At 57.4% G+C, this 13,424-nt stretch carries 10 protein-coding genes; 6 read left to right on the top strand and 4 right to left on the bottom strand.

Annotation, left to right across the window (positions count from 1 at the left end):
* Window positions 1–91 precede the first annotated feature (91 nt).
* Both K3759_RS07535 and K3759_RS07530 read left to right on the top strand, forming a co-directional pair.
* A complete protein-coding gene (locus K3759_RS07535) occupies window positions 92–703 on the top strand; it encodes a TetR/AcrR family transcriptional regulator (RefSeq protein WP_259985373.1) in 612 nt (203 codons plus the stop codon).
* A 304-nt stretch (window positions 704–1,007) separates the two neighbouring features.
* Complete coding sequence (locus K3759_RS07530; RefSeq protein WP_259985372.1) at window positions 1,008–1,709, top strand: haloacid dehalogenase type II; 702 nt, start codon at window positions 1,008–1,010, stop codon at window positions 1,707–1,709.
* A gap of 1,270 nt (window positions 1,710–2,979) precedes the next feature.
* Here K3759_RS07530 and K3759_RS07525 read toward each other — a convergent pair.
* The 3 genes from K3759_RS07525 to K3759_RS07515 are packed head-to-tail and all read right to left on the bottom strand — an operon-like array spanning window position 2,980 to window position 8,486.
* Window positions 2,980–4,500, bottom strand: coding sequence for a response regulator (locus K3759_RS07525; protein WP_259985371.1), 1,521 nt, complete (start codon window positions 4,498–4,500; stop codon window positions 2,980–2,982).
* Between the two features lie 7 nt (window positions 4,501–4,507).
* A complete protein-coding gene (locus K3759_RS07520; protein WP_259985370.1) occupies window positions 4,508–7,675 on the bottom strand; it encodes a response regulator in 3,168 nt (1,055 codons plus the stop codon).
* A 46-nt stretch (window positions 7,676–7,721) separates the two neighbouring features.
* The gene (locus tag K3759_RS07515) at window positions 7,722–8,486 is read right to left on the bottom strand and encodes a DUF3365 domain-containing protein (protein WP_259985368.1); all 765 of its coding nucleotides are present in this window, start codon (window positions 8,484–8,486) and stop codon (window positions 7,722–7,724) included.
* A 356-nt stretch (window positions 8,487–8,842) separates the two neighbouring features.
* On the opposite strand from K3759_RS07515, the gene K3759_RS07510 reads away from it, so the two are divergent.
* From K3759_RS07510 to K3759_RS07500, 3 genes are all read left to right on the top strand, one after another.
* On the top strand, window positions 8,843–9,697 hold the full coding sequence (locus K3759_RS07510) for a universal stress protein (protein ID WP_259985366.1): 855 nt from the start codon (window positions 8,843–8,845) through the stop codon (window positions 9,695–9,697).
* 30 nt (window positions 9,698–9,727) lie between these two features.
* On the top strand, window positions 9,728–10,141 hold the full coding sequence (locus K3759_RS07505; RefSeq protein WP_259985365.1) for a cytochrome c: 414 nt from the start codon (window positions 9,728–9,730) through the stop codon (window positions 10,139–10,141).
* A gap of 139 nt (window positions 10,142–10,280) precedes the next feature.
* Complete coding sequence (locus K3759_RS07500; protein WP_259985364.1) at window positions 10,281–11,810, top strand: PAS domain S-box protein; 1,530 nt, start codon at window positions 10,281–10,283, stop codon at window positions 11,808–11,810.
* Here K3759_RS07500 and K3759_RS07495 read toward each other — a convergent pair.
* Window positions 11,807–12,559 carry a response regulator gene (locus K3759_RS07495; protein WP_259985363.1) on the bottom strand — a complete coding sequence of 251 codons (753 nt, stop codon included), beginning with the start codon at window positions 12,557–12,559 and terminating at the stop codon, window positions 11,807–11,809. The genes K3759_RS07500 and K3759_RS07495 overlap by 4 nt on opposite strands.
* A gap of 138 nt (window positions 12,560–12,697) precedes the next feature.
* Here K3759_RS07495 and K3759_RS07490 point away from each other — a divergent pair, with 138 nt between their 5' ends.
* The gene (locus K3759_RS07490) at window positions 12,698–13,381 is read left to right on the top strand and encodes a helix-turn-helix domain-containing protein (protein ID WP_259985361.1); all 684 of its coding nucleotides are present in this window, start codon (window positions 12,698–12,700) and stop codon (window positions 13,379–13,381) included.
* Window positions 13,382–13,424 lie beyond the last annotated feature (43 nt).

Genomic DNA, 13,424 nt, shown 5'->3' with positions numbered 1-13,424 from the left:
GTTCAAGATTGCAATGCATCAGATAGCTTTACTTGAGCAGCCATTCAAGTTATTTTTTGAGTATTCACTCAAATGAGATCGGAGCCAGTGCATGGGGCGACAGGCGACATATGACCGGGACAAAGTTCTGAACTCCGCGATGGAGCTGTTCTGGGCGCGCGGCTTTCACAATACTTCGCTCAAGGATCTGGAAAGCGCACTCGATATGCGACCGGGCTCGATCTACGCGGCATTCGGCTCGAAGGAAGCGCTGTTTCGCGCCGCGCTCGAACGCTATGCGCGTGACGGGCGGGCGGGGCTTGATGAGATCATGCGCCGCGCCGAGACACCCATCGCGGGGCTTGCGGCTTATGTGCGTCTCTTGGGCGGGATCGCACGAAAGGCGATGCCGTCGCGCGCCTGCATGCTGGTCAAGACGCTGCTTGAGACTCCAGATGACGCGCCCGAACTGCGAAAATCGGCCGAAGATATGATGCGCGCGGCCGAGGCCACCTTTGCGGGCGCTTTTCGCGCGGCGCGCGACAGTGGTGAAATTGCCCCAAATAGTGATCCGGATGTGCTGGCCGCCCGGCTGCAGTCGGCGATCTTCGGCCTTCGCGCCTATGCGCAGCGCAGCGATGCAGGCGATCGAGTCGAGAAGATCGCCGAAGAGATCGCCAGGGACCTTGAAGGACTGAGGGTGGAATTACCACCTAACTCTTGAACGGTTTCCGGGGTGCTTCTTGCTACCCTTTGCCTCTGCTCGTCGACGACGGTCTGGTTGCAGTAGATCACGGCGGGCGGTTATGGCCCCGTCCGGCCATCGCTGCGGAGACTGTCGCAGGCATGATCTTTTCGCCAAGCATGGAAGGCTGTGTTCGTAAATGAGTTTCCCGTGGGTCTCGCCACTGCGTTGCTTTTGGCTCTCATCATCGAGCCACCCTGCGAAAGCTACTACCTCGTTGAGAAGCCCAAGCATGCTGAGTTGATGCAACTCGTTTAGATTAAACAAAAAAGGAACGACACTCATGCCTGATCGCCATCCTCTCTCGGCCATTGTCTTCGACGTCAACGAAACCCTGCTCGACATCACCACCCTGGAACCGCTTTTCAGACGACTATTCGGGACGGCGGGGGTCATGCGCGAGTGGTTTGCCGAACTGATCCTCTATTCGCAAGTGATGACACTCTCCGGGCGCTATGCGCCGTTCGGGGAGCTGGCTGCCGGCGTCTTGCGCATGGTTGGCGACAACAAACATGTAACAATTTCCGATGAGGACACCGCCGAACTTGGATCACTAATCGGCTCCATGCCGACCCACGCGGACGCAAAACCCGCGCTGAGCAGATTGCGGGATGCCGGGTTCACTCTTGTTACTCTGACAAACTCAGCGCCAACATCATCACCGACACCAATGGAGAAGGCCGGTATCGCAGAGTTCTTCGACCAAAACTTTAGCGTCGCCGAGCTCGGCAAATTCAATCCACATCCCGATACCTACAAGATGGTTGCGGAACATATGAACATGGAGCCCACGAGCCTGTGCATGGTCGCCTGCCATTTGTGGGATACGATCGGAGCGCAGTCCGTCGGTTTCAAGGGAGCGTTCATCGCCCGCCCGAACAACAGTATCCTAAAGGCAACGGGAGTGCCGATACCCAACTTCTCATCTGATGATCTTGTCGACTTGGCAGATCAGATCATAGCGGAAAATAGGGTGATTGGCTAATCACCTGAAGCCTTAACCGCTTGCGGCCTATTCCATTGGAAGATTCGGCTCAACAAACGAGTTACCCCTCATCCAAAATGTAGCTTCGGTCCGCGCGATGTTCTCCAGACCGACGAGATGAACCAATATGCTTTAACTGAAGATCGCAAGAGTGGGCTTGTCCAACTCGGTCAGTGAGGTGTCGAAACTCGCTCCGGGAAGGCATGCGCCAAGTCACTCTGTCTGCAGGAGGACTTCTTTGGCCCACGGGCCATGCCTCAGACTTTTTCATCCCGCCCTCCGCATCGACCATCCTGCCTTCGATCTGGAAAGGTGGGCTAATGTCCAGTTCGCCAGAAAATTCTTGGCGCGTTCGCACGTGCGGCGAACCTCCGGATTCCGCCCATTCCATCATGAGGGAGCCTCGGCGAGAACGGCCCATTCCCGCCATTCGGGGAGCCATTCCCGCCACTCGGGGAGGTAGTCGCTACGGGCCGCGGGAGCCGAACTTGGGCTCATGGATCTACAAGTGACTGATGTATCGTTCTTGAGTCGACACAAGTCGGTTTGATCCCTAATATATATGGACACGGCCTATGTCGCAGGCCATCGCTATTGTGCAAGGCTTTGCGCAAAATGCGTAAACCTTTGAGAAAACGCCGCGCAAAGTATCGGGCGTGGACCACGGTTTTTTTCCAATGCCACTAAAGGGGACCGCGCAAGGTTACGCGGCATCCTACAGTCGCTCATGGAAGGGCGCAGGATCTTCCACGCGAGCAAACCAAGCACGGTGTTACTCAGTTTCAGATCGAAAGCCTTCAAAGCTATGACCCTTTTCTATGACACCTGAGTATGCTCAGCGTTCCGATCCAGCCCTTTTCGCTGACCCGAAAGCCTTATTTGTTGATCTTTTCTACCTGAACGCATCAAGAAAAACGGTCTCGAAAACCGTTGAGCCTTCACGGGTTCCCAGGGTTCGAATCCCTGTCTCTCCGCCACTATCCCCTATAGAAATCGTACAGATTGTCAGACACGGGGCTTAGTGCGTTCATGTATTTCAGGTAGAGCCGTCCGAATATAATTGGTGAAGCGATCCCCCCCGCACAATATCATGGATCGCGGCCTTAAGCCGGTAACGCCAGCCCTCGAAACGGGCGAACAACGGTATTTCGCTTTTACCTACAACAGCCCCCCGACCTTTTGAACTGAGCAAAAGGGTCGCTCTCTGTATAGATCGTCTGTTCCGACGGTGACCTAACCTTTGGCCCGTTCCAAAAACCTGCGACGCCGGTCAGGTCGCGGACGGCTGCCCGACCGTTCTGGCTTCCGCGGTCTCCTCTACCTGTTTGGGCATAACCAATGCCAAGCCAGAGACAAGACAGGCCAACGCCGCCCAGACCCAGACACTCATGCTTTCACCCAGCAGCAACACGCTCCAAAAGATGCCTGCAGCCGTCATAGAATACCCCGCTTGGCTGGCAAAGACCGCTCCTGTCGTGCGGATGGTATAGACCAACAGGATGGAGCAGAACGAGCTGATCGCCGCAATGAGGAATAACGCCCACCCATAGTCTCCAAGTGCGATCTCTGGGGGTATGAAAGAGCCCGATAGCACGGTCAGGGGGGTCATCAGACACGCTGCAGCGATGATCGTGCCAGTGGCCACTGCGATGGGGTCGCATTCCCCGCCAGGTATCGCCGCGACGATGATATCTTCGATCGCGTAGCAGAATGGCACCAAAAGCGCGATCAGCATCCAGACCCATCCGCCTACACCTCCGGCTTCGTTACCGGGCACCATGATCAATACGACGCAGGCCAACCCCAGACACAGACCGAAAAATCGTTTGAGGCTGGGCGCTTCGAACCCGAGAGAGGCGGCGATGATGAACACCATGAAGGACTCGGCTGCGAGTATGATTGAGATAATCATTGCCGACACCTCAGAGGCTGCCCAAAGCAAAAACAGCTGCGCCAGCGCATTGCCGAACAGGCCAAGCAACATGTAGCGCCTAATTTCAGGCCAGCTTGTGCCCGGATGGCGCCCAGTGACGATGGAGACCGCCAGCATCAATCCAGCGCTGATCCAGAGTGTCCAGAAAACTGCACCCAAGGGATGCAGCCCATCAACCATGATGATCCGCGACACCGAGGGGACGAGACCCCAGCAGGCCCCTAGCAGAAGCAACAGAAAGCCCCCCTTGAGCAGGCTGATCTGGTTGCGCAGGTTCTGTTCGCGGCGATAAACCTCGCTGGCCATGCCGAGAAACACGCGCGCGAGATTGCCAAGCTGATCGTCACGCTGCGAGATATCGTCAAGGCCAAGACGGGACGGGTCAAAATCCTTTTGCTCGATCACCCCCGAAGCGGCTGCCAGCCGATCGACCTGCTGGAGATATTCAAGTTCCTTGTCGCGCAACCGCTTGCGCTCAATCCCAGCACCCAGCCGCGCCTTCAGAAGCACCGGGTTGAACGGTTTGGTCAAAAAATCATCGGCTCCCAGTTCGATGGCGCGGACGCTGTCCTGCATCTCTTCAAGCGAAGAGATCACGATCACTGGAATATCGCGCATTGTAGGATCGCCCTTTATAATGCGCAGCACTTCAAACCCATCTATGCCGGGCATCACGATATCAAGCAGCACGATGTCGAACGGCTGCTTCTTGAGCTTATCGAGACATTCAGTCCCAGACGCGACCGTCTCGACGTCGAACCCAAGGTTTCGAACGGCAAACTCCATCTTCATCCGATTTGTCTTCTGATCGTCGGCGACAAGAACCCGGCCTTCATTACGTGCAGATGAAATGGTCATGTTTCCCTCATTGCAATATCTGTTGCTGGCGCAGTCGCGTTTCCGCCGCTGCGTAGAGTTGTGGGATGCGAGCGGCCAGTGGCAGGGCTTCATCAAGCTGTCCGGCGCGACAAAGGTGTTCAACTTCCCGGCAATGTTGGGACAGGATGCTGGCCCCGAAATCCGTGGCGCTGGATTTAAGTGTGTGCGCGGCCTGCCGTAACGCTTCGGTATCGTGGTCCTTTGCAGCGGCTTCTATCTGAAGGGTCAGCACCGGCCCCTCGTCGAGAAAGCTCTGCACCAGTTCGTCGAGTGCTTCGCGATCCCCGCCGATCGTTTCAAGCAAGACATCAAGCGCGCCCGGATCAAATTCTGTTATGTTCTCTGGCAGGTCATCCTGCGCCTCATTTTTGTGTGCGCCGCGACAGTCCTTCAGGGCCTCGACCAAGGCCTCAACCCGGATTGGTTTACTGACATAGCCGCTCATGCCTGCTTCGAAAAACCGCTCCCGGTCCCCGTCCATGGCATTGGCTGTCACGGCGATAATCGCCGGGCGCTTTTCAACCGGGTAATCGGCGATAATCTGGCGAGTTGCCTCGACCCCGTCCATTTCCGGCATTTCAATATCCATCAAAACGACGTCATAAGTCTGCCGTTTCAGGCCTTCGAGCACCTCTTTGCCATTTCCTGCAACATCGGAAGTATAACCAAGGCGTTTCAGGATCATCCTGCCCAGTTTTTGGTTGGTAGCGTTGTCGTCGGCCAGCAGTATGCGCAGCGGCAAGCGCTCTGCCATGGTGACGTCGAAGGGGGCGGACTTCTGCTGCATAGGTTCAATCACTCTCATTGGTTTTCCGGCGAACACGCTGACCAGCGCGTTAAGCAGCGGGGAAGGCTTGATGGGTTTTGACAGAACCTCCGCAAAGCCGATGGGTTCAAGCGCTGCGCGGTTTTGATCGCTTGCCTGTCCAAGCGAACTGAGCAAGATCAGCGGCATGTCTCGCGTGGCTGCATCCGCGCGCAATCGGCGGGCCAGTTCAAGGCCGTCCATCCCGGGCATATGCATGTCGAGCACCGCAACATGAAATTTCCGCCCCGCCGCCACCAATTCAAGCGCCGCCTCGGGGCTGTCCAATGCAACCGGATGCATTGACCAGCTCTTGACCTGCCGCGACAGCAAATCGAGATTGGTGGTATTGTCGTCGACGATTAACACGCGCTTGCCATCCAGATCCGGGCGCGCCTCGTTGAGGTCGATCTGGCCTGCGTCTTCCGCAACAGGTGCAAACAGGGTGAAATGAAAAGTGGTCCCTTGATCCGGTTCGCTTTCGAGCCAAATTCGCCCCCCCATGAGGCCCACAAGTTTCCTGCTGATTGCCAGCCCTAGACCTGTGCCGCCAAACCGCCGCGTTGTAGAGGCATCGACCTGACTGAAAGATTCGAAAAGGACGTCCTGCCGTTCGGGCGGAATACCAATACCAGTATCGCGCACCGAAAACAGAAGGGCGCAGACGCCCTCCGGCGCCGTGGCATCGGGGTCAGGGCCGACCGTCAGAACGACCTCGCCTTTTTCGGTGAACTTAATCGCGTTATTCAGCAGGTTCAGCAAGACCTGACGCAGGCGGGTCGCATCCGTGACAACAGTCGTGGGCGTGGTAGGTTCAATGTAATATGCCAGATCGAGGCCCTTACGCCCGGCTGTCATGGCGACCAGATCAAGCGCGCTTTCGACGCAATAACGCAGATCGAAAGCATTGCGTTCAAGTTCCAGCTTGCCGGCCTCCACCTTGGAATAATCCAGAATGTCGTTAATGACCGTCAGCAAACTTTCAGCGCTGTCGTTGATTGTGCGGGCGAAATCCATTTGCTCGGGATTAAGAGCGGTGTTCATCAGCAGGTTGCTCATGCCGATCACCCCGTTCATCGGCGTTCTGATCTCATGGCTCATGTTGGCAAGGAACTGGCTCTTTGCCACAGTAGACTTGAGGGCGAGGTCGCGCGCTTCTTCGAGAGAGTTGACCAGTTCCTCCAGCTGCGCCTCACGCGCCTTGTCCTTCGTAATGTCAGTGAAAACACCAACAATGCCGCCCGCTGCCGTAGGCCGCTCACTGATCCGCATCCAAGTCCCATCGGTGCGGCTTTGCTCAAACGGGCCATTGGGGCGGGTGTGCTGTGCGATCCTTTTTTCAACCCACGCCCCGATATCCTGCACTTCGATGATTTCGGATCGGGCGACATGGTCGGCAATTTTACGAAAACTTAACCCCGGCTTGATCGTGAGATCGATACGCGCATACATGTCCTTATAGCGCTCGTTGCAGATCACGAGCCGGTCATCGGCATCGAAAAGGGCAAACCCCTCGTTGATGGCCTCAATTGCTTCGGTCAGTTGCTGCTTGCTGCGCAAGACCTCGGCATCGGCCTCTTCACGAAGCTGCGACAGGCGCTCGCGTTCGGCCAGACTATCGCGGAACAACGCGAGCGTTTGCGTCATCTTGCCAATTTCGTCGCGCCCCGCATGGGGCAGGTCTACTGCAAGATTGCCCGAGGTGATCTGCCCCATCGCTTTTAAAAGGTGCCGAAGCGGCCGGCGGATGGAACCAACGACCCATAAGGTCAGCGCGCCACCGATAAGGGTGGCCGCAATTACCACCGCGGTTGAAAGACTGACCGCGCGCGTAGCCTCAGCAAAGGCGGCATCACTTTTTGCCACCGCCCGTTCTTCTAAGTCATCGACCAACGCCCCTAGCGCGGCATCAATTTCTGTGATGTGGCTTTGTCCCTGCGCGACAAGGGAATTGCCCAGCACGCGCTGATCATTGGTATAGGCTTCAACCGCCAATAGCGCTTGTTCTACAAAGGGGTCGATCTGAGCACGAATGACCGCCACTTGCTCAGGCGCGAAAGGTTCGAGCGCGGCAAGGTCCCTTTCCAATGCCTCACGTGCGGCTGTCGCATTGTTTTCAGAACGCATCAGCAGACTGACCGACAGATCAGATAGCCAGTACTTCAATTCGCCAAAATGGGTGCTGGCCGCGGTCGCGTGGGTTAACACATCAAGCGCCTGCGTCCCTTCTGAAATGGCCTCCGAGTTGCGCACGAGCTGTGTAGACAGAAACACGTTGGTCGCGACCAGAAAGGTCAGAAGGACGGCAGACAGGAAAACGATACGGGCAAGGATAGGCAGGTTTTTCATCCAGCAACTTTCTTAATTCCAGCTGCTGATGATGCTGCGCGCTGTGTCACCGCATTAAACTGATGCTAATTACACCACCCAAATCCCCAACCTTTCCTCCCTCCTTGGGATAGCCGGTCACATCGATATCGCCCTCGGGCCCACCATGGCAGGATATACAGCCCGCGCTGTAATATTCAGGAACCAGGACCCGGAAGGCAGGCTGGTTATCAAAGGGCGCTTCAGCGGCGAAAATATCATTCTTCGGCCAGTCTTCGGACATCAGCAGATCGGAAATAATCCCGGCCTCCCATGCATCCGGACGCGCCTTACGATTACGCACCAGTTCTGGCGGTGCTGTCACTTTGATCACCGCCTGATCGCCCACAAGTTGGTAAAAGCGCTCATTGACCAGACGCCCGAACACCGCAGGGACAAAGCCTTTGAAAGCGATACCCTCGCTGTTGATCGTTGTCTGGTTGTCCTCCATCACCTCGCGGATCGCGGTCATCTGCGCCATGATCAGTTCCGCTTCGCGCGGGTTCTGACCGTCATACAGCGGTGGGACAGAATTCGCTTCGATGTAGCGGTCGCGGGCGATGCCCAGAACGAAGTCTCCGGTGAGACCCTTGTCCTTGCCGGTCGGATCGTTGATCACATCCTGATACGAACCAATGACTGCGCGCGCTTCGCGCAAAAGCGATGCCAGACGAAGAGCGGTTTCCAGTTCCTGATCCTCGCCCGTCTGGGCGCGCGTAGAAAACGTTGTGGCAACCAGAAGCGACAGCAATAAAAAGGTCGCCAGTCCACGCTGTGCAATAAAAACAGTCACTAGCCCCCCTAAACAGCGAAAAGCCAAGTTAAAGGCAGTGGTAAATTTTTCGGAACAATATCGCTATTTATTGGGGATAACGCACGCGTTTGTCAATGATTATGCTCTGACGGCAAAGAGAGCGCTCGGAAATTACCGCAAGAACGAGCCCTCGCGGCACGCGATGGATCACTGTCAAACCCTTATGTGTCGCCAGATTCGACACTTAGTCTTTCACCACTTTCAGTTTAAAACTGCTAACCTGTCGGGCTTGCAATCAAGTCGCGCCTCGGCGTCCTCGCCTTCCCTTGATCCAGATCAATGCGGCTGCGCCACGCCCACGCCATACTAAGCGCGGTCACATGAGGAGCCTCGCCATGCAGAATTCCACACTCACTGTCGTTCTTGGGGTAAATGCCCGGCCCAGCCACCTAGAGCCGCTCAGCCGCATAGCGCAGGCTGAAGACACCCATCTAATCGTTCTGCTGCTAAGCGAAACACCTCCCGTACCGGTCTATTCCATCGGTATCGGCGAGCTCAGCGCTTACTCCCTGCCCGCAGGCTGGCAGGCGGATGTCGATGAGGCGCGCGCTGCAGCAGAAATACAGCGTGAGAAAATATCTCATTATCTCACAAACCAAGGTGCGAGTGCTGATGTGCGCGCGGTCTGTGGTGAGATCTCGGCCCTGCGGAACACAGTCGCACGGGCGGGGCTGACCTGTGATGCCGTACTTATCGGAGAGGACCTGCGCGCCGATGAACGTTTGTATGATGATATTGTGCATGCCGCTCTCTTCGATGCCGCAGCACCCGTTCTGCTGAATGCAACGGTTCCCAAGGCTGCTCTGACCCCCCAATCGGTCTTTGTGGCTTGGAAAGCCGGCATTCCCGCCAGCCGAGCGATCCGCGCAGCTTTGCCGACCTTGCGCGCGGCGCGGGAGGTCACGGTAGCGCTTTTCGATCCGGTCTCAGCTTCAGCCTATGACGGGGAAAACCCCGGCACGGACGTGGCCGCTTGGCTGACGCACCAAAGGTGCCGCGTCGCGGTTCAGCAATATGCAAGCGGCGGACAGGAAATCGGGACCGCCATCCTGAAGCGCGCGAAAGAGACCGGAGCGGACCTGATCGTAATGGGGGCCTATGACCACTCGCGGCTGCGCGAAAGGGTCTTTGGCGGCACCACCCGGACGCTGATCGAACAAAGCGCCTGCCCCGTCCTCTTGTCTCATTAACCTCCGCTCACCGCAAAGGAACACCCCACCATGCACCTAAAATTAACTGCCCTTGTCGGAGTTTCCTGTGCTCTTTTATCAGCCTGTTCGGACGGCCCTGTTGAGAGGGCCGACACGGTTCGAGAAGGGCAACGGGTTTACGCCAAGGAATGCGCTGCCTGCCACGGGGTGCGGGGCGAAGGGGCTGGTCCCGCCTCGCTGCACTTGGATGTGGTGCCACCTGATCTGGCGGGGCTAAAACAGCGCAACGACGGGTATTTCCCACGGGAATTCGTCAGCCGCTTTGTCATGGGGCGATTGGAAAAAGACGACCCCTCCTCCCCCATGCCGGATTTTTCAGCCGTTGGATTGCGCCATGTCTATCCGAATGGCGGCGCGGATGGGGAGGTGCTGGAAACCGACTTTGCCAATCTGCTCGACTATTTAGAGGCGATCCAGTGGTAGAACCTTCGGAGTAATGAAGCCAACTCCGAGGCAAGCGCACATTGCGACCCTGCCCGCTTTCACGGTAACGGATAGCTTGCATGCCCTTGGTCAAGCACGTTTGCTATTGCCCAAGGCCTCTTACAGACGGAACCCTTGCATGAAGATCAACGACGAAAGCCCCGTCCTACTGGCCCTTCTGGATGCCGCCGTTGACGCCATGGTTGTGGCGGATCACGCGGGGAATATTCTGCGGGTGAACAAGGCTGCGGCGGCGCTTTTCGGCCATTCCGTTGAGGCTTTGGTGGGGCGAAACGTGCGCATGCTGATGCCGGGGGACATGGCCGCTCAACACGACGGCTTTCTGCGTCAACATCTTAAAACCGGTGAGAAACGCATCATCGGTGTGGGCCGCGATGTCGAAGGGAAGCGCGCGGACGGCAGTGTTTTTCCGCTGCATCTTTCCGTCGGGCGCACGGATATCTCCGGCGAGGTCGCCTTTGTTGGCATCATGCATGATCTGTCGCGCAGAAAGGCCGCCGAAGAGGCGACCGCCCGCTCACAACGGATGGATGCCATCGGCAAGATGACCGGCGGGATTGCCCATGATTTCAACAACCTGCTAACGGTCGTGATCGGCAATCTGGAACTGCTGGAGATGTCGGAAACCTCCGCCCAAAGCGGTGCACTGATTTCCGACGCGCTGGAAGCGGCCGAGATTGGCGCGGACCTGACCTCGCGACTGATGGTCTTTGCCCGCAAGAGCACGCTGAACGCCGCGGTGATCGACCTCAATGCCGAAGTCTCGAAAGCCGTGGCGATGTTGAACCGCACCATCGGCGCGCATATCGCGGTGGAAACGGCCTTTGCCGACGATCTCTGGCAGGCCAAGGTGGACGCCACCCAACTCCAGACCGCCGTCTTGAACATCGCCCTCAATGCCCAAGACGCCATGCCCTCGGGCGGCAAGATCACCTTGGAAACCCGCAACATGCAGCTTGACGACACCTATGTCGCGCAGGAGATCGGCATCGACATGGGCAACTATATCCGACTGTCGATTGCGGACACGGGCGAAGGTATGTCTGCTGAGACCCGGACCCGCGCGATGGAGCCGTTTTTCTCAACCAAACCCGTTGGTCAGGGCACGGGGCTGGGCCTGTCGATGGTTTACGGCTTCATCAAGCAATCCGGCGGGCATATCGCAATTTACAGCGAGCTTGGCAAAGGAACGACGATCAGCCTCTATTTCCCCGCCCTCGTAGACACTGACCGACAAAATCCCACCCCCGGCAATGATCCAGAGCGTCATGCAGGCATTGGCGCGGGTCTGCGCGTGCTTTTGGTCGAGGATGATCCGATGGTGCTGCGCCTATCGGAAACACGGTTACAAAATCTGGGGTTTGACTGCGTCACCACGACAACCGGCGATGCCGCTTGGGAAATACTGAAAACGCGCGATGACATCGATGTGGTCTTTACCGATCTGGTGATGCCCGGCAATTTGTCGGGCCACGCCTTGGCCACGCGGGTCGCGCAAGAGATGCCTCACCTGCGGATATTGATAACCTCAGGGTTTTCCGAAAACATCCTGCGCGGAGAAGAAGAGAACTACGCCTTCGCCATCCTGCGCAAACCCTATCGCCAAGCGGACCTGGCAGAGGCTTTCCGCGCGTTGCTGCGTGATTAATCGGTGATAGAGGTAGGGCTTTCAGTCAGCACATAGCCCAGCCCGCGCACCGTCTTGATCAGCAGCGGACGGGCCGGATCACGCTCAACCTTCTTGCGCAGGCGGGCCACTTGATTGTCGATTGTGCGGTCCAACGGCGCCCAGTTATGCCCGTCGATCAGGTCCATCAGCCGGTCTCGGGAGAGCGGCCTTTTGGCGTGATTCAGGAACGCCGCCAAGAGTTTGAAATCGGCAGTGGTAAGGTCGCCTTCGTGCCCGTCACGATGCACCAAAAGCATACGATCAAGGTTGATCTTCAGCCCATCGAGCGCGAGCCATGTTTCTTCGCTTTGGGCCGCTGGCACCCCCACCTCGCGTTTGCCGCTGCGCCGGAGGACAGATTTTACCCGGGCCAAAACCTCTCGGACATGGAAAGGTTTGGTCAAATAGTCATCCGCGCCCAGTTCCAGCCCGACCACCCGGTCGATCACGTCGTCCTTACCCGTTACCATGAAGATCGGCACGTCATGGTCGCGCTGAAGGTCGCGCGCGATGTCGAGCCCGTCCTCCGCCCCGAGGTTGAGGTCCAAGGTCACCAGATCGAAGGCTTCCTCCGCAAAGGCTGCGCGCACGCTTTGCGCGTTATGTGCTTCGGTCACACAATAGCCGTCGCTTTCAAGGCAGCGCCTCAGAAGCGTTCGGACCTTGGCATCATCGTCCACAACAAGGATCTTTTTCGCGGCCACGACCATCATCCATAAAAGTTGCATTTGTATAGTCCGCAACCCAAGCGAGCACCAGCTATCCCACTGCCGCCTGCGACAAAGCGTTACAAAGGGATACAATGACAAAGGTCTTTCTGCGACGCGCGCCTGAGAATGTGACCGCGCCCCAGAAAGGACGATCGCATGTACGTGACGCTATCAAATGAGTTCACCCCCGCAATCAGAGTGCCAGAGACGCAGCTCGGCCCCCGCACTCCCGCCGCCCAATCGCTGCGCAAACGGCAGGAGGTCGGCAGCCATCTGTTCCGCGAGGGCGATATTGCCAGCCACATCTATGAGATCACATCGGGTGTCTTTCGCCTGACCCGCGTGCTCGACAACGGTCGACGGCAGGTCATCGCCTTTGGGCTGCCGGGTGACATCATCGGCTTTCCCAATGGCGCGCTGCATCACAGCAATTGCGAGGCGATTGAAGGTGCGGAGGTCATCGCGCACCGCCGCCATACGCTGGATAGTTTTGAAGGGGATCACGAGACGCACAAGCGGCTGCTGAACGCGGCCCTCCGTGAGATTTCCGCCATGCAGGATCATTTCATGATGCTGGCCCGAAAATCCGCATTGGAAAAGGTCGCGTCCTTTCTGATCACGCTGGCGGAGCGCACCGGCAGGCCGATTGGCAATTACACCACCTGCGCCTTGCCCATGACCCGCGGCGACATCGCTGATTTTCTGGGGCTGACAATCGAAACCGTCAGCCGCACCCTGACCCGTCTGCGCAAACAGGATATCATCGCGTTTGAGACCTCGCAGTCGGTGCTGATCAAGGATATGGATGCGCTGATCTCGGCCTCTCAGGCCGCTGACTGAAAGCGGCCTTCCCTTTTATGAACCCCAACGCGGGCCTTAGCCC

This window comes from Sulfitobacter sp. W027, from assembly GCF_025143985.1.
Lineage (GTDB): Bacteria > Pseudomonadota > Alphaproteobacteria > Rhodobacterales > Rhodobacteraceae > Sulfitobacter.
The sequence above is the reverse complement of the archived record's forward strand: the minus strand, read 5'-3'. Positions and strand labels throughout refer to the sequence as shown.